Genomic DNA, 22,329 nt, shown 5'->3' with positions numbered 1-22,329 from the left:
ACACATTCTCACCCGAAACACAAGGGGCGAGGACTCCACCAGGAGCCCCCGCCCCTTTTTTCGCGCGGGGCCTGTCGATTTACCGGCCATCCCGTATTCGCCTTTCCGGCGGCGCTGTCGAGGCCGTGCGGACCATTCGACGGCTCACCACGACATGGCTCCGTCCACAACCTCCGCTCTCGTCCCCAGGCGCGCGATCGGTGCTCCCGTCCTGCGCGCCGGCCGCGTGATGGTTGGTCCTGCGGGCAGGGAATCGCCCCGGCCCCGGACAGGACGAGCGGAGTTCGACGTGAACGAGACGATGGTGACCGTGACGGGGAACGTCGCGGGCGACGTGATCGCGCGGCGGGTGGGCGCCAACCTGGAGCACATGCTCGTGACCTTCCGCGTCGCGAGCTCGGAGCGCCGTTGGGACAAGGCGTCGGAGTCGTGGGTCGACGGCGACCGGTTCACCGCATCGGTCAACTGTTGGCGGCGGCTGGCCGACGGTGCGCGCTGCCTGACGAAGGGTGATCCGGTGATCGTCACCGGGCGCCTCTCGGTGCGCGAGTACGAGGCGGAGGGCGTCCGGCGGTACATGACCGAGATCAGCGCCGTGGCGATCGGGCCGGACCTCGCGCGCTGCACCGCGGACGTCCACCGCCGTCGTCCTGACCTCGCTCAGACTGCCGACGGGACGGTGACCGAGGGCGACGGGCTCGCGGGAACGGTGGGGCTCGGAGAGGGGACGTCTGACGTCGTCCCCGCGTTCGCCACGGCGACGAGCAGCGAGCCGACCCTGGTCACCGAGGGCGCCGTGGACGTCGCGTCGGCGCTCGACGGGTCGGAGCCGGAGGGGGCGACGGTCACGGGCATCACCCCCGGTGACCGGCGGCGTTCCGGCTCGTCGCGCGCGAGCGCCTGAACGGCCCCGGGGCCGGTGGACGCCGAGCGGTGGCAACTACCATCGGAGGCGTGGCTGAGTTCATCTACACCATGAAGAAGGTTCGCAAGGCCCACGGGGACAAGGTGGTCCTCGACGACGTCACGCTGAACTTCCTCCCCGGCGCGAAGATCGGTGTCGTCGGCCCCAACGGGGCGGGCAAGTCGAGCGTTCTGAAGATCATGGCGGGACTCGACCAGCCGAACAACGGCGAGGCGTTCGCCGCCCCGGGCGCGAGCGTCGGCATCCTCCAGCAGGAGCCGCCGCTGAACGAGGAGAAGACGGTCCTCGGCAACGTGCAGGAGGGCGCGGGCGACGTGGCCACCAAGCTCGCCCGCTACAACGAGATCGCCGAGCTCATGGCCACCGACTACTCGGACGAGCTCATGGAGGAGATGGGTGCCCTCCAGGAGGACCTCGACAACGCCGACGCGTGGGACCTCGACTCCCAGCTGCAGCAGGCGATGGACGCCCTCCGGTGCCCGCCCGGCGACTCCCCGGTCACACACCTCTCCGGTGGCGAGCGCCGGCGCGTGGCGCTCTGCAAGCTCCTGCTGAGCAAGCCCGACCTGCTGCTGCTCGACGAGCCCACCAACCACCTGGACGCCGAGAGCGTCCAGTGGCTCGAGCAGCACCTCGCCAACTACGAGGGCGCGGTCCTCGCCGTCACCCACGACCGGTACTTCCTCGACAACGTCGCGGGCTGGATCCTCGAGCTCGACCGCGGGCGGGCGATCGGCTACGAGGGCAACTACTCGGTCTACCTCGAGAAGAAGGCCGACCGCATCGCGGTGCAGGGCCGCAAGGACTCCAAGCTGCAGAAGCGGCTCAAGGACGAGCTCGCCTGGGTGCGTTCGGGGGCGAAGGCGCGGCAGGCCAAGAGCAAGTCGCGTCTGGCCCGCTACGAGGAGATGGCGGCCGAGGCGGAGAAGACCCGGAAGCTCGACTTCGAGGAGATCCAGATCCCGCCGGGCCCGCGTCTGGGCAACGTGGTGGTCGAGGTGAGCCACCTCGACAAGGGCTTCGACGACCGCCTGCTCATCAAGGACCTGTCGTTCTCGCTGCCGCCCAACGGCATCATCGGCGTCATCGGGCCGAACGGCGTCGGCAAGACGACGCTGTTCAAGACGATCGTCGGCCTCGAGAAGCCGGACTCGGGCGACGTGCGGGTCGGCGACACGGTCAAGCTCTCCTACGTCGACCAGGGACGTGAGGGCCTCTCCGGCACCGACAACGTCTGGAAGGTCGTGTCCGACGGGCTCGACTTCATCCAGGTCGGCAACGTCGAGATGCCGTCCCGCGCGTACATCTCGGCGTTCGGCTTCAAGGGGCCGGACCAGCAGAAGCCGGTGAACGTCCTCTCCGGAGGCGAGCGGAACCGTCTCAACCTCGCGATGACCCTCAAGCAGGGCGGGAACCTCCTGCTCCTCGACGAGCCGACCAACGACCTCGACGTCGAGACGCTGTCCTCGCTCGAGAACGCGCTGGAGAACTTCCCGGGCTGCGCCGTGGTGGTCTCGCACGATCGCTGGTTCCTCGACCGCGTCTGCACCCACATCCTGGCGTGGGAGGGCACCGACGATCACCCTGCCTCGTGGTTCTGGTTCGAGGGCAACTTCGCCGACTACGAGCAGAACAAGGTCGAGCGCCTCGGCCCGGACGCCGCCCGCCCGCACCGTGTGACGCACCGCAAGCTGACCCGGGACTGAGGGACTCCCCGAGGTGGAGGTGCCGGCCGGGCAGCCCGGTGTCCCAGGGCTCAGCGCGAGCGCGATCCTCGCGGTCGCGGAGGGCCTGCGGTGGACGGATCCGCAGCTCAGCGTCGCCCTGGCCGAGCACGTGGCCCGGGTGGCCGGCGCGGACGCGAGCGCCCGGACCGCGGCCGAGCGGTCGGCGGTCCTCGCGCTCGGGGAGTCCGACCGGGGCGCCGAGCTGATCGTGCGCGCCCTGCCCCACCTCCGTGCGGCCGAGCGCAAGGGCCGCGTCGTCGATGCCGGGACCCTGCGGTGCGAGCTGTCGCTCGCGGCCCTGCGGTGCGGTGCCGTCGACGCCGCGGAGTCGTTGCTCGAGCCGCTCGCCGCCGGGCGTGTGCTGCCCTCGGCGGCGCGCGCCGACGCCCTGGTCGCGTGGGCGGCGGCGCGAGCGACCCGGGGCGACGTCGCCGGGGTGGATGCGGCCGGACGTCAGGTGGACGACCTCGTGGGCGAGACCGCGGACGACGCCCGGCGCCTCGCGATGCGGCGCGCCCGGGCGGAGGCCCGCCGGCACGCGGGGGACACCTCCGGGGCGCTCGAGGTCCTCCGCGTCGCGGTGTCGGACGCGGACGTCGCGGACGGGGGCGCCAGGCGGCCCTGCTGCTCGCGGACCGCGTCGAGCTCCTCGCCGGGCTCGGTCGTCGCGACGAGGCCCGTGAGGCGGGGACGCCGGCGCTGGCAGACACGCCCCGGGCGACGACGTCGCTGGCGCTGGGTCGCCTGCGTTGTGTGCTGGCGCGGCACGTGCACCTGCCGGCCGGTGAGTTCGAGACCGCGGAGCGCCTGGCGCGTGAGGCAGAGACGGACCTGACCGCGCGGGGCCACGAGGCGCAGGTCGCCGTCGCGGTCGAGGTGCTCGCCGCCGTGGCCGAGGGACGTGGCGACGCACGTCTGGCGTTGGAGGAGCTCCGTCGCGCCCGCCCGCACCTCGAGGCGGCGCACGAGGAGGCCACGCGGGCACGCGTCGCGCTGGCGGCCGCGCTCTCCCGCGACGAGGACCGGATCCCTCGGCGGCGTCCACGGGGACGCCCCGGACCGGGCCGCCGGCGAGGACGCCGACGGCGCCTGGGCGACCGAGGCCAGGAGCGGTGCGGGCCCCGCCGAGATCACCACCGACACGGCCTCTCCGACGGGCGCCGGGTCCGCCCCGGCGTTCGCGCTCGACGGCCTGCCGACCGGCCCGGAGCCGGAGGAGCCGGAGGAGTCGCCGCCCGGGAACGACGCCGTGGTCGACGACGCACCGGAGCCGGCCGCTGAACCGGCCGCCGAACCGCGCCGCCGCCGCAACCGCTACCGCGAGGAGGACGACCCGGGCGACTTGCTCGCCGCCGCGCTGGCCGCTGCCCGCGGCGAGTTCGTCGCCTTCTCGGCCGCGGCCGCCACCGCAGAGCCGGCAGCGACCGCCACCGAGCCGCCCGAGGACGGCCCCGCCGAGACCCTCACCGGCGCCCCGGACGACCACGCCCGCAGCGACGCCACCCCGGGCGACGACGACCCCGCCGCCGCCCGGCGCCGTCGGCTCGCCCGGGCCCGCGCGCGGTGGGAGGCGCCGGAGTCGATCCTGCCCCGTCGCGACGACGTGCCCTGGTCCTCCCGCTCCGACGACCGGCGCGACGACCCCCTCGGCTCCCGGGACGACGAGCACGGGTCAGCGCGCCGACGCGCCGACGAGGACGGGACCGATCCCCTTGCGGACCGTGGACTCGGGGACGCGGGCCGAGGGACGGTGAACCTCGACGACCGCGACCCGCTCGGCCTCGAGCGGATCGCCATGGGGGCGCGGGACGAGGACCGCGCACCGTCCGGGAGCCGGCGGCGCGACGCCCTCGACGCCCCGGACCCCGCGACCGTCGCCGCGCGCCCGGGCGTCGCCCACACCGGCGCGAACGGCCAGGCCGACCAGCACGGCCGAGGCGTGGACAGCCGGACCGCCCTGGGCCGGAGTGCTCTCGGTCAGGGCGTCACGACCGGGCCCGGCGCCGGGCCGGGAGGTGTCGACGACGAGCTGGCGCGGGAGCTGGCGCTCACCCTCGTCGACCTCCTCAGCGAGTACGAGGACGCCGGGGTGCCGCTCGGGGGCGGCCTCACGAACGGCTCGCCGACGCCGCTGAACGGGACCAACGGCCACACGACCGTCACGTCGTCGAGCGCCCGGCCGCCCGGTCCTGCCGCCACACCCCGGGCCTCGACGGGCACCGGCGCCACGCACGTCACCCCGTCCAGCAGTACCGGGCCGCAGGGGTCGCGCACCGGCGTGCCCCCGGCGCGGCGCGAGGACGACCCGGGCCCGCGCCTGGCCGATCTGCTCGCCGACGCCATGGACGCCTACCACTCCGCAGGCCCCGGGCCGGACGCCGCCGACGACCGGCGGGCGCGCCGGTGACCCGCCACCGGGCGCCCGTCACTCCCTCGAGTCCCGGTTCGCCGCTCCGGGGCGTCGTTAGGGTGGCTCGCGTGACCCCTCGGTCGTGCCGCGAGCGGCACACGGGGAGGACCTCCGCCCACCGACGTGCGAGGTGTGTGAGCACGCCATGACGACGACCACGAGCCGTGACGCCGCCCGGGACGGAGCGGCGAGCTCCTGGCCCGGCGTGCGGGAGGTGCTGCGGGCGGTCGCCGCCGAGCAGGACCCGCCGGACAGCGAGCTCGGCGAGCTGGCGATCACGTACTTCGCCCGGGTGCCCGACAGCGAGCTCGTCCCCGAGCCGGCGGACGCCCTGGCGACCGTGCGGGCGCACCGGAGCCTCGCCCGCCTGCGGGTGCCGGGGAAGCCGGTGACCGCGGTGCTCGACACCCCGGGCGCCGCGGGGCGCATCTCGGTGCTCGTCGTCACCGACGACATGCCGTTCCTCATCGACTCGGTGCTCGCCGAGATCGACCGGACGGGCGCGAGCGTGCACCGCGTCGTGCACCCGGTGATCGTGGTGCGACGCGACGTGCGCGGCGAACTGCTGGACATCCTCCCGCTCGCCGACCCCGCGGCGCCGCCGCCGGGCACCGTGGCCGAGTCCTGGATGAACATCGAGCTCGGCGACCTGCCCGGCTCGGACCCGGCGCGCGACCTGGCGGCCGACCTGCACGCGCGGCTCTCGGGCGTGCTCACCGACGTGCGCGAGGTCGTCGAGGACGGCGACCGCATGGTGTCCACCGCCCGCGCCCTGGCCGACGAGCTCGCCGCGGCCGGCGGCGGCGCGGACACGGCCGACACCGTCGCCCTCCTGCGCTGGTTCGCGCAGGGCAACCTGATCCTGCTCGGCTACCGGCGCCAGGAACTGATCGACACCCCGGAGGGGCCGGCCCTGCGGGGCGTCCTCGCCACCGGACTGGGTGTGCTGCGCCGCGACAGCCTCGTCGCGCGCACGCTGACCGCCAGCCCGGACAGCGTGCGCCCCGCCGGCGTCGCCGCCGACGCGGCGCCGCGCAAGCTGCTCGTGCTCACCCGGGCCAGCGCCCGATCGACCGTGCACCGCCCGGAGCACCCGCTCTACGTGGGCGTGAGCATCCACGACGAGGAGGGCCGCCTCGTCGGCGAGCACCGCTTCCTCGGGATCCTCACCGTCGCCGCCCGGCACGCCGACGTGCTCGGCATCCCCGTGGTCTCGCGGCGCGTGCAGGAGGTCGTGGCCGAGGCCGGGCTCCCGGTCGACTCGTGGTCGGGCCAGCGCCTGCTCGAGGTGTTGCAGACCTACCCGCGCGCCGAGCTGCTGTGCACCGACCGCGCCTCGCTCGAGTCGACGGCCACCGGGGTGCTCGACCTCGCCGAACGCCGCCGGGTCCGGCTGTTCCTGCGCCGCGACCCGTACGGCCGCTACTTCTCGTGCATGATCTATCTGCCGCGCGACCGCTACACGACGGTGACGCGCACGCGGATGCAGGACGTGCTCATGCGCGAGCTCCGCGGCACCGACCTCGAGCACACCGCCCGGGTCACCGAGGACCAGCTCGCGCTCCTGCACGTCACGGTGCACACCGGGCGCGAGGAGCCGGTGTCACCCGACCTCGAGGCGCTGACGAACCAGCTCGCCGAGGCTGCGCGCACGTGGTCGGACCGGCTGCGCGAGCACGCGACCGGCGAGGAGCGCGCGGTGCTCGCGAGCATCGGCGAGCCGTTCGCGGAGTCCTACAAGGAGGACTTCGGCCCCGAGCGCGGGCTCCTCGACCTGCGGGTCCTCGACGGCCTCACCCCGGAGGGCGCCGACGGGGACGGCCACCACACCGCGGTGCGCCTCTACCGGCCCACGAACCCCGACGCCGGCGACCGCCGTCTCAAGCTCTACCTCGCGGGCCGGCGCGCGACGCTCTCGTCGGTGCTGCCGGCGCTGCAGTCGCTGGGCGTCGTCGTCGTCGACGAGCGTCCCTACGGCGTCACCCGCAGCGACGGGCTGAGCTGCTGGATCAACGACTTCGGCCTGCGCCTCGGGGACACCGACACCGTGCCGCCGGGCACCGAGGCCGATCTCACCGAGCGCTTCGCGGAGGCGTTCGACGCGGTGTGGAGCGGGCACGTCGGCGCCGACGGCTTCAACGCCCTGGTGCTGCGCGCCGGCCTCTCATGGCGCCAGGCGGCGGTGCTGCGCGCGTTCTCGCGGTACCTGCGCCAGGTCGGCAGCGCGTACGGGCAGAGCTACATCACCGACGTCGTCGGCGCCCACCGTGACGTCGCCGTCGGGCTCGTCGAGCTGTTCGAGGCCCGGTTCGACCCGGCGCTGTCCGACGACGAGCGCGAGCGACGCGTGGCCGAGGTCGACGGGCGGGTGACGGACGCGATCGCCGAGGTCACGAGCCTCGACGCCGACCGCATCCTGCGCTCGCTGCTGGGCGTCGTGCGCGCGACGCTGCGCACGAACTACTTCCGGCGCGACGAGACCGGCGCGCCCCGGCCGTTCCTCGCCCTCAAGCTCGACCCCGCGCAGGTGCCCGGGGTGCCCGAGCCGGTGCCGGCCATCGAGACGTTCGTGCACTCCAACCGCGTCGAGGGCGTGCACCTGCGGTTCGGGGCGATCGCGCGTGGGGGTCTGCGCTGGTCGGACCGCCTGCAGGACTACCGCACCGAGATCCTGGGCCTGGTCAAGGCGCAGGCCGTGAAGAACGCGGTGATCGTCCCGGTCGGCGCCAAGGGCGGGTTCGTGGTCAAGCGGCCGCCCGCACCGACCGGCGACGCGGCCACCGACCGCGATGCCGCCCGCGCCGAGGGCGTCGCCTGCTACCGCATGTTCGTCTCGGGGCTGCTCGACCTCGTCGACGACCGCGAGGGGCACGCGGCGCAGTCGGCGATCCGCACCCCGGAGGGCGTCGTGCGCTACGACGGCGACGACTCCTACCTGGTGGTCGCCGCCGACAAGGGCACCGCCACGTTCTCCGACCTCGCGAACGCCGTGGCCACCGACTACGGGTTCTGGCTCGGTGACGCGTTCGCCTCGGGCGGCTCGGTGGGCTACGACCACAAGGCCATGGGCATCACGGCCCGCGGCGCGTGGGAGAGCGTGCGGCGGCACTTCCGCGAGCTCGGCACCGACGTCGCGAGCGACGAGATCACCGTGGTCGGCGTCGGCGACATGTCCGGCGACGTGTTCGGCAACGGGATGCTGCTCTCCGAGCACCTGAAGATCGTCGCCGCGTTCGACCACCGGCACGTGTTCCTCGACCCCGACCCGGACCCGGCGGTCTCGTTCGCCGAGCGGAGCCGGCTCTTCGACCTCCCGCGCTCCTCGTGGGCCGACTACGACGAATCGCTGATCAGCGAGGGCGGCGGGGTCTTCCCGCGCACCATGAAGGCGATCCCGGTGTCGGCCCGCGCCGCCGAGGTCCTGGACGTCGAGCCGGGGAACCTCGACCCGCCGACGCTGGTCCGCGCGATCCTGCGGGCCCCCGCCGACCTGCTGTGGAACGGCGGCATCGGCACCTACGTCAAGGCGTCCACCGAGACGCACGCCGACGTGGGCGACAAGAGCAACGACGCGGTGCGCGTCGACGGCGACGAGCTGCGCGTCGCGGTCGTCGGTGAGGGCGGGAACCTGGGGCTGACCCAGCGCGGGCGCATCGAGTACGCCCGCGCCGGCGGCAAGGTCAACACCGACGCGATCGACAACAGCGCGGGCGTCGACTGCTCCGACCACGAGGTCAACATCAAGATCCTGCTCGACTCGCTCGTCGAGCGCGGCGAGCTCGGCCCGGCCGACCGCGACGAGCAGATCGCCGCGACGACCGAGGACGTGGCCGGGCTCGTGCTGGCCGACAACGTCGCGCAGAACGAGGTGCTGGGGGTGTCGCGCGCGCACGCGGTCGGCATGCTCCACGTGCACCGGGACCTCGTCGCCGACCTGGAGGCCCGCGGGCGGCTGGACCGCGAGCTGGACGTGCTCCCCTCCGAGGAGGAGTTCGAGGTCCGCTGGAACGAGGGCCAGGGGCTGACCAGCCCCGAGCTGTCCACGCTGATGGCGCACGTGAAGCTCGACCTCACCGACGCGCTCGCGGCCTCCGAGCTGCCCGACCTCGAGGTGTTCGCCCGCCGGCTGCCGGCGTACTTCCCGCCGGTGCTCGCGCAGCGCTACCCGGACGCCGTCGCCGCACACCCGCTGCGCCGCCAGATCGTCACCACCATGCTCGCGAACACCGTGGTCGACGGTGGGGGACTGACCTACGTCCACCGGCTCGTCCAGGAGGTCGCGGCCTCCCCGGGCGACGCCGTGCGCGCCTACCACGTCGCCACCTCGGTGTTCGGGCTCGACGAGCTGGCCGCCGACCTCGCCGCGGGCGAGCACGTGCTCCCGACCTTCGTCGCCGACCGGATCACCCTCGCCGCCCGCCGGCAGCTCGACCGCGCGGCGCGCTGGTTCCTCACCCAACGGCCCCAGCCGATCGCGGTCGGCGCCGAGATCCAGCGGTTCAGGCCCTGGATCGCGGCGCTCGCCCCGCGCGTCCCCGAGCTCCTGCGCGGGGGCGAGGCCGAGGGCCTGTTCGCCCGCACCCAGGACTTCGTCGTCGCCGGCACCCCGGTGGAGCTCGCGCGGCGGGCCCTCGGCGGGCTGTACGCGTTCGGGCTGCTCGACGTCGTCGAGATCACCGAGATCGCGGAACAGGAGCAGGGCGGGGTGCACACCGCCGACGGTGAGGTCACCGACGACGAGGTGCTCGCCGTCGCCGAGCTGTACTACGCGCTCTCCGAGCACCTCGGGCTGGACGCGCTGCTCACGGCCGTCGCCGGGCTCGACCGCTCCGACCGCTGGAACGCACTGGCGAGGCTCTCCCTGCGCGACGAGCTGTACGCGTCGTTGCGCGCGATCACCCTCGACGTGCTGGCCGACACCGGCCCCGAGGAGTCGGTGGACGAGAAGATCGAGCACTGGGAGCAGGCCAACGCCTCACGGCTGGTGCGCGCGCGCACCGCGCTCGCCGAGATCGCCAAGGAGCGCCGGGACGACCTGGCCACCGTGTCGGTGGCCGCCCGCCAGCTCCGCAGCATGGTCCGCTGAGAAGACACGCCCCGAGCGCAGGAGGAAGCAACCGCGTGGCTCCGTACGTCAACGACGTGGCCGTCCGCTGGTCCGACCAGGACGCCTACGGGCACGTCAACCACGCCCGCGTGGTCACGCTGCTCGAGGACGCCCGCACCGGCATGTTGTTCGAGGCCGCGACCGAGGCCGGCGTGGGGGACTTCGAGGGCGGCCTGCTCGTGTCCGCCCTGGACGTGGCCTACAAGCGGCCGATCACGTGGTCCCCGTCCGGGGTGCGCGTCGAGATGACCGCGCAGGACGTGCGTGCCGCGTCGTTCCGCGTCGCCTACCGGCTCCTGCTGCCCGACGGCGACGGCGGCTGGGACGCCGCGAAGCCCGCGGTCACGGCGACCACCCAGCTCGTGCCCTACGACCTCGCCAGCGAGCGGCCGCGGCGCCTGACCACGGTGGAGCGGGAGTTCCTCGCGAGCTACTCGTCGTGAGCCTGGCGGTCCCCGAGGCGGCGGACCGGGCCGCGCTCGCCGACGTCGTCGGTCGCGTCGTGCGGCTCGACCCGGCGGCCGTGGTGCGGCTGCGGGACACCGGCGGCAAGGTGGCGCTGTGGGCGGGCACGCCGTTCGACGTGCTCGTCGCGACCAGGACCCGGGGTCGGTCGAGCCGCGCGACGTCACGGTGACGGGGTCGGACCTGCTCGCCGCGCTGAGCGTCGTCGACGCCCCGGAGGTCGACCCCGGGGCGGCGGTCGACGGCCGCTGGCGCGGCGACCTGCCGGGAGACGGGCCGTGGCGGGCGGTGGGGTCGATCGCCGCGGAGGAGGTCGACGCCCTGGTCGCCCGCATCACCGAGGCGGGCCTGGACGACACCGCGTGGGAGGGCGGCGGGGTGCGGGTGCCCGCGCGCTGCCTCGTCGCCGTGGCGGGGATGGGCTGGCCGGAGGACCCCGCGGGGCTGACCGTCGCGCTCTCCGAGGACGACGCGTGGATGCGGGTCGAGGTCGGTGACAGCGCGATCGTGCGCCGCCGCCGACCCCGCCTGGCCCTGCTGACCTGACGTCAGCCGAGGTTCGCGCGCAGGAAGTCGCGGGTGGCGCTCCAGGTCTTGAGGGCCTGCTCGGGGTCGTAGGTGCCGAGCAGGTTCTCGTCGTTGAAGAACGCGTGGTCGGAGGGGTAGAGGCGGAAGTCCGGCCGGACGCCCGACTCCTTCTCGATCCGCTCGGCGAGGTCCTCGACGGCCTCCGGCGGCGCCATCTCGTCCTCCTCGCCGAAGTGGCCGAGGAGCGGGGCGGACAGGTTCTCGAAGCTGGGGAAGTCCTCGCCCAGCACACCGTAGAACGGCACCGCGGCACCGATCTTGTCGCCCTGCTGCGCGGCGAGGACCAGCACGAACCCGCCGCCCATGCAGAAGCCGACCGCACCGACCTTGTCGCCGGTGACGGCCTCGTGCGCGAGCAGGAAGTCGACGGCGCCACCGAGGTCGGTCGCGGCCTGGTCGACGGGCAGCTCCTGCATGAGCCGGGCCGCCTCGTCGGAGTCGTGGGTGGTCGTGCCGCCGTAGAGGTCGGGAGCCAGCGCGACGAAGCCCTCGGCGGCGAGGCGGTTGGTCACGTCGGCGATGTGGCTGGTGAGGCCCCACCACTCCTGGATGACCACGACGCCGGGCCCGGAGCCGGACTCGGGAAGGGCCAGGTACCCGTGGGCGGTCCGCCCGTTGCTCGGGAAGGAGACGTTCTGGAGCGGGTTGCCGGAGGGTGTCGACGCAGCCATGCGGGCCATCCCACCAGGCGTCAGGCCCGGGCGCTCACCAGGTCTTGTTCATCATGCTCGTGGCGGCCATCTCGAAGTACTCCCACATCTGCCGGCGGCGCTCCTCGGGGAGGTTCGCCTCGTCCACGGCGACGCGCATGCAGCGCAGCCACGCGTCCCGCTCGAGGGGGCCGATGGCGAACGGGCCGTGCCGCATCCGCAACCGGGGGTGTCCGCGCTGGTGGGAGTAGGTCTGCGGCCCGCCCCAGTACTGCTCGAGGAACATCAGCAGGCGCACCTCCGCCGGGCCCAGGTCCTCCTCGGGGTAGAGGGGACGCAGGACAGGGTCGTCGGCGACCTGCTCGTAGAAGCGGTGCACGATCGCCACGAAGGTCTCGTGCCCGCCCACGGCGTCGTAGAAGGTCTCGGGCCGTCCGGCCTGCGGTGCACTCACCCCACCACGGTCCCAGATCCGGTCCCGGTCCGTCAGACCGCCGGGGTCCCGGGGCCCGCGACTCCGGGCCGTCCGCCGAACGGGTACGGGGCCGGCACGCCGGCGTCGTCGAGGGCGGTCTTGACCTCGGCGGCGACGGCGCGCTGCACCGCCCACTGCTCGCCGGGGCGGGTGCGGATGGTCAGGCGCATGAGGACGCCCTCGGCGGTGACCGACTGGACGCCGAGCATCTCGGGCGGCGCGATCACCTTGCTCGCGATCTTCGGCTCGGCGCACTCGGCGTTGGCGGCCCGCTCGGCGATCTCGAGGGCGTCGTCCACGTCAGCGGAGTGCCCGACGGGGATGTCGACGACGGCCACGGAGAAGCCCTGGCTGGAGTTGCCGACGCGCAGCACCTCGCCGTTGCGGACGTACCAGACGGTGCCGGCGATGTCCCGCAGCGTCGTGACGCGCAGGCCGACGGCCTCGACGGTGCCGGTGGCCTCGCCCAGGTCGACGACGTCGCCGACGCCGTACTGGTCCTCGAGCATCATGAAGATGCCGGACAGGAAGTCGCGCACGAGGTTCTGGGCGCCGAAACCGATGGCGACACCGACGATCCCCGCCGAGGCGATGATCGGGGCGAGGTTCACCCCGAACTCGCCCAGGATCAGCACGAACGCGACGCCGTAGATCAGGATCGTCGAGAACGACCGCAGCACCGAGCCGATCGCCTGCGCGCGCTGCGTGCGGCGCTCGACCATGAGCGGGGCGGCGTCGCGCAGGGTGCGCACCGCGCGGTCGCGCAGGGGACGCAACAGCGTCGGGACCCGTCCCTCGCCGGCGCCGCTGGTCAGGCGGTGGATTGCGCGGTGCACGGCGAGGCGCAGGAAGACCGCGACGACGATGATCAGCAGGACGACGACGGCGTGCGCGAACAGCTCGTCGGCGGACCGGGACAGCCAGTCGGTCTGCGTGAGCCGGTAGACGCGCGCGCACAGCGAGCCCTGGTCCGCCGCGCAGGCGGGCGCCTCGGGCGGGATCGCGCTCGAGAGCGGGTTCTCCAGGAGGTCCGACGGCGCCGGTGGCGGTGTCGGCGGCGGCACGGTCACGTTCCCCGACGCTAGAGCACGCCCCGCCGTGCCCCGCCAAGCCCCGACCCGCCCCGGTCGCCGCGCGCGGGCGATCAGAACAGGCGTGCGATCGCGCGTGTTGTGTGGTCGTATAACACCAACTCCCCGGGAGGTGGTCGTGTGCACGAACGACAACCCGGCAGCGTGACTCCGCTGGTCAGCGAGGTCCCGCCCACCACGCCGCCGCACGGCGCGTTCGACCCTCCCGATCCCGTCCCCGAACTCTCCCTCGCTCCCTCGCTCCCGGCCCCGCTCTCCCCGACGCCGTCCGCACTCCCTGCGCCGTCCTGGGGTCGCCGCCGGGTCCTCCTCCTCAACGCCACCTTCGAACCGCTCACCGCGCTGCCGCTCCGGCGCGCGATCGTGCTGCTGGTCTGCGACAAGGCCGAGGTGGTCCACGGCGACGCCGCCGGGCTCGTCCTGCACTCGGCCACCGGCTCGGTCGACGTCCCCTCGGTGATCCGGCTCCGGACCTACGTGCGCGTGCCCTACCGCGCGCGGGTGCCGCTGACCCGCGCGGCGCTCATGCACCGCGACCGCTTCCGCTGCGCCTACTGCGGAGGGCGCGCGGAGACCATCGACCACGTCGTCCCGCGCAGCCGGGGCGGGACGCACACGTGGGAGAACTGCGTCGCGTGCTGTGCCCGGTGCAACCACCGCAAGGCGGACAAGCTGCTCGCCGAGCTCGGTTGGCCGCTGCGCACCATGCCCACCGCGCCGCGGGGCCGGCACTGGCGCCTGCTCGCGAGCGTCGTGGACGCCGACCCGCTCTGGCTGCCGTACCTGGGGGAGACGGCCGCCTGACACCTCCTGACACCTCCCGGACTCCTGCGTGCACGATGGTGCACCCGTGAGCGACCTCCAAGAGCTGACCGCCCTCGAGACCGCGGCGGCGGTGCGCCGCGGTGACGTGAGCGCGCTGGACGTCGTCGACGCCGCCCTCGCCCGCGCCGAACGCCTCGGCCCCGAGCTCGGGGCGTTCGCGGTGCTGACACCCGAGCGGGCCCGGGACGACGCGCGGGCGCTCGACCGGGCCGGTGTCGCCGGCGGCGGACCGCTCGCCGGGGTGCCGACGGCGATCAAGGACCTCACCGCGACCGCCGGTGTGCGCACGGCGCGGGGCTCGGTGATCCACGACGGGTACGTCCCGGCGTACGACGACGACGTCGTCGGGCTCCTGCGCGCCGCGGGCACGATCAGCATCGGGAAGACGGCGGTCCCCGAGTTCGGCCTGCCCTGCTACACCGAGCCCGCCGGCAGGCTGCCGGCCGTGACGCCGTGGGACACCACGCGGTCGGCGGGCGGGTCGTCCGGCGGGGCGGCCGCCGCGGTGGCGGCGGGGATCCTGCCCGTCGCGCACGGCACCGACGGCGGCGGCTCGGTGCGCATCCCGGCGTCCGTGTGCGGGCTGGTCGGGCTCAAGACCACCCGTGGCCGCGTCCCGGCCGGCCCGGCGGGCGGCGACCCGGCGGGGTTGTCGGTGCACGGCCCGCTGGCCCGCACGGTCGCCGACGCGGCCGCGTTCCTCGACGCGATGACGACGGCCGCGCCCGGCGAGCCCTTCGTCCCCGCGCCCCCGCCCGACGGCGGCTTCCTGGGCGCCGTCGCCCGCCCCTCGGAGCGGCTGCGGATCGCGCTGGCCGTCGACGCGCCGCTGGACGGTGCCGCGGTCGACCCCGCCTGCCGCCGCGCCGCGGAGGACACGGCCGCCCTGCTCGCCGAGCTCGGCCACCACGTCGAGCCGGTGACGCTGCGCCTGCCCGACGACGCGGTGGCCGCGTTCCTGACGCTGTGGACGGTGCTCTCGCTCGGCGACCCCGTCGCGCCCGGGGACGAACCCCGCCTGCAGCCCCTGACCCGCCACCTCCGCGCCCGCGGTCGCGAGGTCGGCGGGTGGGAGGCGATGGCGGCGCTGCACACCCTCCAGGTCTCGACCCGCGGGCTGGTCGCCGAGCGCGCGGCGTTCGACGCCGTCCTGACCCCGACCGTCGCGCTGCCGCCCCGCCCGGTCGGGTGGTTCACCGCCGGGGGCGATCCGGTCGACGACTTCGCGCGCCAGGTCGCGTTCACCCCGTGGACCGCGATCGCCAACCTCACCGGCGAGCCCGCGATCTCCCTGCCGCTGTCCTGGTCGGACGGCCTGCCCATCGGCGTCTCGCTGCGCGGCCGGCGCAGCGAGGAGGCGGTGCTGCTCGCGCTCGGCGCCGAGCTCGAGGCGGCGCGGCCGTGGGCGCAGCGGCGGCCTCCCGGGATGTGAGGCGATCCGGGGCCTCCTACGACGGGACGTCGTGGGCCGGATCCACTACGGTGCTGCCCGTGAGCCCGCTGACCACCTTCCTGCTCTACGGGGTGACCTCGCTCGGGGGGATCGGCCTGATCGCCGCCCTGACCCTCGTCCGCCGTCCCGCGCGCGGCGCCCGCTACCGCTCCGGCGACCCGTGGGACCACGAGCCGCTGTGGTGGATGGGCAACCCCCGCGGTTCCGGCGTCCCCGGACCGACCGTCGAGGCCGTCCCCGCCGGTGCGGCCGCCGAGCACACCGCCCGAGGAGGCGCTCGTGGCACGTGGTGAGGTCGTCCCCACCAGGCAGGACGCGCCGGGCGAGACCACCCGGTACAGCGGTACGCCCGGGATGCTCGAGGACCCCGTCTACGGGGAGGCGCGCGTCGCGACGCTGTCCGGCCGCATCTCCGAGGCGACCGACGTGCTCGCCGAGGACTCGCGCACCCCGTTCTCGCCTTCCCAGCTCTCCCGGCTCGACGAGGCGCTCACGCTCGCCGGTCGCGAGACCGGGCTGCTGTTCACGCTCTGGATCGGCGCCCTGGGCCCCCGCTCCCGCGAGCGGGCCGAGGAGCTCCACGCCTCGCTCGGCGACAGCGCGGCCGAGGCGGTCGTCGTCGCGGTGTCCCCGGGCGAGCGCGTCGTCGAGGTCGTCACGGGTGCCGAGTCCAGCCGCCGCATCGACGACCGCGGCGCCAAGCTCGCGGTGATGAGCATGGTCGCGTCGTTCAAGGAGTCCGACCTCGTCGGCGGCATCGTCGAGGGCGTCACCATGCTCGCCGACCAGGCCGGTGCCGCGCACCACCAGCACTCCTGACGCAACGAACGGGCTGTTCGCTGCTCCTATCGCAGCGAACAGCGCGTTCGTTCCGTACGGGTGAGCCTCAGCCCCGGTCGAACTCCCGAGCGGCGAGGGCGCGCACGACGCCCGCGCGACCCTCGGTGACCAGGCGGCGCAGGGCCGACGGGTGGTCGCCCTCGAGCCAGGCGTCCGCCTGCTCGACGGTCGCCTGCTCGACGGCCCAGGACGGGAAGAGCCCCTGCACCATGGGCTGCGCCTGCTCCGAGGACCGGCGGGCCCAGACGTCGTCGACGGCCGCGAAGTAACGCGGCACGTAGTCGACGAGCAGCGCCTGCTGCGCCGGGTGCGAGAAGCCCATGATGATCGCGGAGTTGATCGCGTTCGGGAGCGAGTCGTCCTCGACGGCCCGGCGCCACGCCTCGGCCTTGGCCTCCGGGGTGGGGATCAGCGCGCGGGCGCGCTCGGTCATCCGCCGGCCGGTGGCGGTGTTGTCGAGGGCGTACTCGGCCTCGATCTCGGCCTCGCCCGCGGCGCCGTGCGCGACGAGCGCGTGCAGGAGACGCCAGCGCAGGTCGGTGTCGACGGTGAGGCCCTCGAGCGGCTTCTCGCCCGAGCGCCACCCGGCGATGGTGTCGATCGCCTCGCCGGTGAGCACCGATCCGGCGAGCGCGTTGACGATCGCCAGTTGGTGGTCGGAGCCCGGGTCGGCGTGCGCCAGCTCCAGCAGGCGCGCCACGAACGTCGGCCACCCCTCGGTGACCGCCCAGCCCGGCTCGGCGTAGGAGGCGAGCGCCGTCTGGGCCTGCAGCAGGAGGCGCTGGACCACGCCGACCTCGGACTCGGCGGCGAGCCCCGCGGTGACGAGGGCGACGAAGTCGCGGGCGCGCAGCTCCGCCTCGCGGGTCATCTCCCAGGCCGCCGACCAGCACAGGGTGCGGGGCAGCGGCTCGGCGATGTCGCCGATGCGGTCGATCAGCGTGGTCAGCGAGCGCTCGTCGAGGCGCATCGTGCAGTAGGTGAGGTCGTCGTCGTTGACCAGCACCAGCGCGCCGGCGTCGACACCGACCAGCTCGGGCACCTCGGTGCGGTCGCCGGAGACGTCGAGCTCCACGCGGTGCTGCCGAACCAGCTTGCCGGAGCCGTCGTCGTCGTAGATGCCGACCGCGAGCCGGTGGGTGCGCAGCTCGCCCGCGCCGGGCCGGGCGCCGCCCTGGACGACCTCGAACGCGGTGTACCTGCCGTTCTCACCCACGCTGAACGACGGCGAGAGCGAGTTGAGCCCCGTCGTCCGGAGCCACTGCGCGCTCCAGCCCGACAGGTCGCGGCCGGAGGCCTCGGTGAGGGCGCCGAGCAGGTCGTCGAACGTTGCGTTGCCGTAGGCGTGGCGCGAGAAGTAGAGCCGCAGCCCCGACAGGAACTCCTCCTGCCCGACGTAGCTGACCAGCTGTTTGAGGACGCTCGCGCCCTTGGCGTAGGTGATGCCGTCGAAGTTGACCTCGACGGCCTGCAGGTCGGGGATGTCCGCGGCCACGGGGTGGGTCGAGGGCAGCTGGTCCTGGCGGTAGGCCCACGACTTCTCGACGTTGGCGAACGTCGTCCACGCGTTGCGGTACTCGGTGGCCTCGGCCTGGCTGACGACGCTCGCCCAGGTGGCGAACGACTCGTTGAGCCACAGGTCGTCCCACCAGCGCATGGTCACGAGGTCGCCGAACCACATGTGCGCCATCTCGTGCAGCACGGTCTCGGCGCGGCGCTCGTAGAGGTAGCGGGTGACGCGGCTGCGGAAGACGTAGTCCTCGAGGAACGTCACGGCGCCGACGTTCTCCATCGCGCCGGCGTTGAACTCGGGGACGAAGAGCTGGTCGTACTTCCCGAAGGGGTAGGGCACACCGAAGTTGCGGTGGTAGAAGCCGAAGCCCTGCTTGGTCTCGGTGAACAGCCGCTCGGCGTCCATGTGCTCGGCGAGGCTCGCGCGGCAGAAGATGCCGAGCGGGATGGTGCCGTGCTCGTCGGTGTAGGTGTCGTCCCAGCGCGCGTACGGCCCGGCGATCAGCGCGACGAGGTAGGTCGAGATCGGCGCCGTGGTGGCGAAGGCGTGCCGCTTGGCGCCGTGGTCGGCATCGGTGACGGCCTCGGTCGCACCGTTGGAGATCACCTGCCAGCTCGGCGCCGCGGTCACCGTCGCGGTGATCGTCGCCTTGAGGTCGGGCTGGTCGAAGCAGGCGAACATCCGCTTGGCGTCCGCGGTCTCGAACTGGCTGTAGAGGTAGACGCCGCCGTCGACCTGGTCGACGAAGCGGTGCAGGCCCTCGCCGGTGTTCATGTAGCGGCCGTCGGCATCGACGACGAGCTCGTTCTCCGCGGCGAGGTCGGGCAGCGCGATGCCCTTCTCCTCGTCGTAGTCGGCGACGTCGAGCTCGCGGCCGTTGAGCGTCGCCGAGCGCACGCCGGCGGCCACGAGGTCGATCCAGGTCGAGGCGCCCGGCTCGGCGGCCGTGAAGCGCACGGTCGTCGTCGTCCGGAACGTCGACTCGCCGGGCGCGCCGGCCCCGTCGGTGAGGTCGAGGTCGACCGCGTAGGACTCGACGTCGAGCAGCTCGGCGCGCGTGATGGCGTCGTCGCGGGTCAGGTTCGGGGCAGCCACGGCGCCACCCTACGACCGACCGGGAACATCACGGCCCCTCGCCGGGGTTGCCCGGGTGAGACCTTCTGAGAGGGGAACCCGATCGCCATGGCTGAGAAGACCCGCGTCGACTTCTGGTTCGACCCGCTGTGCCCCTTCGCGTGGATCACGTCGCGCTGGATGCTCGAGGTCGAGAAGGTGCGAGACGTCGAGACGCACTGGCACGTGATGAGCCTCGCCGTGCTGAACGAGGGCCGGGACCTGCCCGAGGAGTACGCCGAGATGATGAAGAAGGCGTGGGGCCCGGTCCGCGTCGCCATCGCCGCGGCGCAGCAGAAGGGCGACGAGGTCCTCGCGCCGCTCTACACCGCGATGGGCACCGAGATCCACAACAACGGCAACAAGGACTTCGACGACGTCATCCCGAAGGCGCTCGCCGAGGTCGGCCTGGACGCCTCGCTCGCCCAGGCCGCGTACTCCGACGAGTACGACGAGGCGCTGAAGAAGAGCCACCACGAGGGCATGGACCCGGTGGGCATGGATGTCGGCACCCCGGTGATCCACGTCGACGGCTCCGCCTACTTCGGCCCCGTCCTGACCCGCATCCCCAAGGGCGAGCAGGCCGGCCGGATCTTCGACGGCGCCAAGCTCCTCGCGGGCTACGAGTACTTCTACGAGCTCAAGCGCACGCGCGACACCGAGCTGAAGTTCGACTGAGCCCCGGTGCACGAGGCCGCCGGCGTCACATCGAGGCCGGCGCCTCGTTCTGCTGCAGCGCGAACAGGCTCGTGTAGCCGCCGGACCAGTCCGGCGGGATGAGGCACGGGCGCGGGTCGTGGTGCGCCCAGCGGGCCCGCTGCCCGCGGACGACCTCCTCGGCGTGGCTCGAGGGCAGGGGGTTCGCGGTGTACGGCATGGCGTCGGCCGCCTTGTAGACGTTGAGCAGCAACGGGCGGCCGATGGGCGAGTCGTTCGCCGCCGAGTGGTGCGCGGTGCGGCAGTTGTGGATCGTCACCGAGCCGGCGGGGCCGGGCAGGTAGGCGGTCCGGGCGGTGTCGAGGCCGGCCGCGTCGCGCGCCGAGAGCGCTCCCGCCCAGGCGCCGTCGTCGCCGTAGAGGTCGTAGAGCGGGCCGTCGTGGCTGCCGGGCAGGGCGCCGAGCGGCCCCTGCTCCATGCCGCAGTCGTACAGGTAGGTCCCGAACGTCAGCGGCGTGTAGTTGGTGTGCGGCCAGTACTGGATGTCCTGGTGCCACTTGACCTCCGCGCCGCCCCGGGCCCACTTGAAGTTGAGCTTCGAGTGGTGGAAGGCGACGTCGGGCCCCACGAGGTCGGCCGCGACGTCGGCGAGCAGCGAGTCCCGGGCGTAGGCCCAGTAGTCAGGGTGCTGGTCGACGGGGCTGGTGACCCGGCGCAGCCGCGGCGCGTCGGCCGTGTGGTCGGGCTCGAGGTCGAAGACGCGATCCGAGGCACTCAGGGCGCGGCTGCGCTCCACCATCTCGTCGGTGGCCGCCCGCAGGCGCACCAGCCACTCCTCGGGGATCAGCCGTTCGAGCAGCAGGTAGCCGTTCTCCCAGTACGACTCGCGCTGCTCCTCGGTGACGACCTTCGCGGGCGTCCGTCGGATCTCGTCGATGAGCATGGGGAACCTCCACCTGTGTCCGTCATCACACGGTAGGTCAGATGAGGGGCCACGTCGCCCCGTCGGGCAGGGTGGAGGGCGCACCCCACCGACTCGGAGGCACGAGATGACGACCGGTACGGACACCCTCACGCGGCACTGGATCGACGGGGCCTGGCAGGAGGGCTCCGGGTCGATCGCGGTGGTGAACCCCGCGACCGGGGAGACGCTCGCCGAGGTGCCGGCGGGCGGCGCCGGCGACGTCGACGCCGCCGTCCTCGCCGCCCGGCACGCCTTCCCGGCCTGGGCGGCCCGGCCGCTCGCCGACCGCGTCGCGGCGGTGACCGCGATCCGCGAGGGCATCAAGGCCCGCAGCGCCGAGATCGCCGCCTCCATCACCGCGGAGATGGGCTCGCCGACGAAGTTCGCCAACTCGGTGCAGGTCGGCATGCCGATGGCCACGTCCAAGGGCGTCGCCGGGCTGGCCGAGTCGTTCCCCTGGACCGAGGAGATCGGCAACTCGCTGGTCGTGCGCGAGCCGATCGGCGTCGTCGGGGCCGTGACGCCCTGGAACTACCCGCTGCACCAGGTGGTCGCCAAGGTGGCGCCGGCGCTGGTCGCGGGCTGCACGATCGTGCTCAAGCCCAGCGAGGTCGCGCCGCTGACCGCGGGCATCCTCGCCCAGATCACCGCCGAGGCCGGCCTGCCCGCCGGCGTCTTCAACGTCGTGCACGGCACCGGGCCCGAGGCCGGCGAGGCCCTGGCGAAGCACCCGGGCGTCGACATGGTGTCGTTCACCGGCTCGGTGCCCGCCGGGCGCCGGGTGCAGGAGGTCGCGGCGGCCACGGTCAAGCGCGTGGCCCTGGAGCTCGGCGGCAAGTCCGCCAACATCGTCCTCGACGACGCCGACCTCACCCAGGCCGTCAAGCTCGGCCTGGGCAACTGCTTCATCAACGGCGGCCAGACCTGCACGGCGTGGACCCGGCTGCTCGTGCCCGCGTCGCTGCACGACCAGGTCGTCGAGATGGCGGTGGAGCAGTCGGCGAAGTACACCGTCGGCGACCCGACCGAGGAGTCCACCCGCATCGGGCCGATGTCCTCGGAGCGCCAGCGCGAGCGCGTCGACGGCTACATCACCACCGGGGTCTCCGAGGGCGCCGAGCTCGCCGCCGGCGGCCCGGGTCGTCCCGACGGGCTCGAGCGCGGCGCCTACGTCCGGCCGACGATCTTCTCCGGCGTGCGCCCGGACATGACGATCGCCCAGGAGGAGATCTTCGGGCCGGTGCTGTCGGTCATGCCCTACGACACCGAGGACGAGGCCGTCGAGATCGCCAACGCCACGGTCTACGGGCTGGCGGGTGCGGTGTTCGCCGGGTCGCAGGAGCGCGGCGTCGAGGTCGCGAAGCGCATGCGCACCGGGCAGGTCGACGTCAACGGGGGCGCGTTCAACCCGGTGGCGCCGTTCGGCGGCTACAAGCAGTCGGGCACCGGCCGCGAGCTGGGCCGCTACGGGCTCGAGGAGTTCCTCGAGATCAAGTCCATCCAGCTGTAGCCGGGCGCGCCCGGGC

Annotated in this window: 19 protein-coding genes; 14 read left to right on the top strand and 5 right to left on the bottom strand. The window is 73.9% G+C overall.

From position 1 onward, the window contains the following. Positions 1 to 289: 289 nt before the first annotated feature. The 8 genes from ACQPYN_RS22905 to ACQPYN_RS22870 all read left to right on the top strand — a co-directional run bounded on the left by ACQPYN_RS22905 (position 290) and on the right by ACQPYN_RS22870 (position 11,180). A complete protein-coding gene (locus ACQPYN_RS22905) occupies positions 290 to 904 on the top strand; it encodes a single-stranded DNA-binding protein (protein WP_433028086.1) in 615 nt (204 codons plus the stop codon). Between the two features lie 50 nt (positions 905 to 954). Beyond that, positions 955 to 2,631, top strand: a complete 1,677-nt coding sequence (ettA, locus tag ACQPYN_RS22900; RefSeq protein ID WP_433028084.1) for an energy-dependent translational throttle protein EttA — start codon at positions 955 to 957, stop codon at positions 2,629 to 2,631. Between the two features lie 13 nt (positions 2,632 to 2,644). After that, the gene (locus tag ACQPYN_RS22895) at positions 2,645 to 3,487 is read left to right on the top strand and encodes a hypothetical protein (protein WP_433028081.1); all 843 of its coding nucleotides are present in this window, start codon (positions 2,645 to 2,647) and stop codon (positions 3,485 to 3,487) included. Between the two features lie 66 nt (positions 3,488 to 3,553). Continuing rightward, positions 3,554 to 5,059: a hypothetical protein gene (locus ACQPYN_RS22890; protein WP_433028078.1), complete on the top strand. Its 1,506-nt coding sequence runs from the start codon at positions 3,554 to 3,556 to the stop codon at positions 5,057 to 5,059. Between the two features lie 148 nt (positions 5,060 to 5,207). Further along, entirely contained in the window at positions 5,208 to 10,148 is a 4,941-nt protein-coding gene (locus ACQPYN_RS22885) for an NAD-glutamate dehydrogenase (protein WP_433028076.1), read from the top strand. A 35-nt stretch (positions 10,149 to 10,183) separates the two neighbouring features. Further along, complete coding sequence (locus ACQPYN_RS22880) at positions 10,184 to 10,612, top strand: acyl-CoA thioesterase (RefSeq protein ID WP_433028073.1); 429 nt, start codon at positions 10,184 to 10,186, stop codon at positions 10,610 to 10,612. Further along, positions 10,609 to 10,806: a hypothetical protein gene (locus ACQPYN_RS22875; protein WP_433028070.1), complete on the top strand. Its 198-nt coding sequence runs from the start codon at positions 10,609 to 10,611 to the stop codon at positions 10,804 to 10,806. Before ACQPYN_RS22880 ends, ACQPYN_RS22875 begins: the two co-directional genes overlap by 4 nt. Further along, positions 10,803 to 11,180: a hypothetical protein gene (locus ACQPYN_RS22870; RefSeq protein WP_433028067.1), complete on the top strand. Its 378-nt coding sequence runs from the start codon at positions 10,803 to 10,805 to the stop codon at positions 11,178 to 11,180. The genes ACQPYN_RS22875 and ACQPYN_RS22870 overlap by 4 nt, the downstream gene beginning before the upstream one ends. A 2-nt stretch (positions 11,181 to 11,182) precedes the next feature. On the opposite strand, the gene ACQPYN_RS22865 is transcribed toward ACQPYN_RS22870, so the two are convergent. From ACQPYN_RS22865 to ACQPYN_RS22855, 3 genes are read right to left on the bottom strand one after another with little or no spacing between them, the layout of a single operon-like run. Continuing rightward, positions 11,183 to 11,893, bottom strand: coding sequence for a dienelactone hydrolase family protein (locus ACQPYN_RS22865; RefSeq protein WP_433028064.1), 711 nt, complete (start codon positions 11,891 to 11,893; stop codon positions 11,183 to 11,185). A gap of 34 nt (positions 11,894 to 11,927) precedes the next feature. After that, complete coding sequence (locus tag ACQPYN_RS22860; protein ID WP_274187604.1) at positions 11,928 to 12,326, bottom strand: globin; 399 nt, start codon at positions 12,324 to 12,326, stop codon at positions 11,928 to 11,930. Between the two features lie 32 nt (positions 12,327 to 12,358). Then, positions 12,359 to 13,372: a mechanosensitive ion channel family protein gene (locus tag ACQPYN_RS22855; protein ID WP_433039009.1), complete on the bottom strand. Its 1,014-nt coding sequence runs from the start codon at positions 13,370 to 13,372 to the stop codon at positions 12,359 to 12,361. Positions 13,373 to 13,582: 210 nt separating this feature from the next. Between ACQPYN_RS22855 and ACQPYN_RS22850 the strand changes: the two genes are divergently transcribed. The 4 genes from ACQPYN_RS22850 to ACQPYN_RS22835 are packed head-to-tail and all read left to right on the top strand — an operon-like array spanning position 13,583 to position 16,535. Then, positions 13,583 to 14,242: an HNH endonuclease gene (locus ACQPYN_RS22850; RefSeq protein WP_433028061.1), complete on the top strand. Its 660-nt coding sequence runs from the start codon at positions 13,583 to 13,585 to the stop codon at positions 14,240 to 14,242. A 46-nt stretch (positions 14,243 to 14,288) separates the two neighbouring features. Further along, positions 14,289 to 15,695 (top strand): amidase, encoded by a 1,407-nt coding sequence (locus ACQPYN_RS22845; RefSeq protein WP_433028058.1) that lies wholly within the window; start codon positions 14,289 to 14,291, stop codon positions 15,693 to 15,695. Positions 15,696 to 15,754: 59 nt separating this feature from the next. Then, positions 15,755 to 16,009: an aa3-type cytochrome oxidase subunit CtaJ gene (ctaJ, locus tag ACQPYN_RS22840; protein ID WP_433028055.1), complete on the top strand. Its 255-nt coding sequence runs from the start codon at positions 15,755 to 15,757 to the stop codon at positions 16,007 to 16,009. Then, positions 15,996 to 16,535, top strand: coding sequence for a DUF5130 family protein (locus ACQPYN_RS22835; RefSeq protein ID WP_420791813.1), 540 nt, complete (start codon positions 15,996 to 15,998; stop codon positions 16,533 to 16,535). Before ctaJ ends, ACQPYN_RS22835 begins: the two co-directional genes overlap by 14 nt. 67 nt (positions 16,536 to 16,602) lie before the next feature. Here ACQPYN_RS22835 and pepN read toward each other — a convergent pair whose 3' ends face one another. After that, positions 16,603 to 19,164 (bottom strand): aminopeptidase N, encoded by a 2,562-nt coding sequence (gene pepN / locus ACQPYN_RS22830; protein ID WP_433028052.1) that lies wholly within the window; start codon positions 19,162 to 19,164, stop codon positions 16,603 to 16,605. Between the two features lie 87 nt (positions 19,165 to 19,251). On the opposite strand from pepN, the gene ACQPYN_RS22825 reads away from it, so the two are divergent. After that, complete coding sequence (locus ACQPYN_RS22825; RefSeq protein WP_433028049.1) at positions 19,252 to 19,860, top strand: mycothiol-dependent nitroreductase Rv2466c family protein; 609 nt, start codon at positions 19,252 to 19,254, stop codon at positions 19,858 to 19,860. Positions 19,861 to 19,885: 25 nt separating this feature from the next. Here the strand turns inward: ACQPYN_RS22825 and ACQPYN_RS22820 are convergent, their stop codons facing one another. Next, on the bottom strand, positions 19,886 to 20,782 hold the full coding sequence (locus ACQPYN_RS22820) for a phytanoyl-CoA dioxygenase family protein (protein ID WP_433028046.1): 897 nt from the start codon (positions 20,780 to 20,782) through the stop codon (positions 19,886 to 19,888). 106 nt (positions 20,783 to 20,888) lie between these two features. On the opposite strand from ACQPYN_RS22820, the gene ACQPYN_RS22815 reads away from it, so the two are divergent. After that, the gene (locus ACQPYN_RS22815) at positions 20,889 to 22,313 is read left to right on the top strand and encodes an aldehyde dehydrogenase family protein (RefSeq protein ID WP_433028043.1); all 1,425 of its coding nucleotides are present in this window, start codon (positions 20,889 to 20,891) and stop codon (positions 22,311 to 22,313) included. Positions 22,314 to 22,329 lie beyond the last annotated feature (16 nt).

The organism is Actinomycetospora sp. CA-053990, from assembly GCF_050948445.1.
GTDB classification, from domain to species: domain Bacteria; phylum Actinomycetota; class Actinomycetes; order Mycobacteriales; family Pseudonocardiaceae; genus Actinomycetospora; species Actinomycetospora callitridis.
Note: the sequence above shows the minus strand (reverse complement) of the source record. Positions and strands in the feature narration are given on the sequence as shown.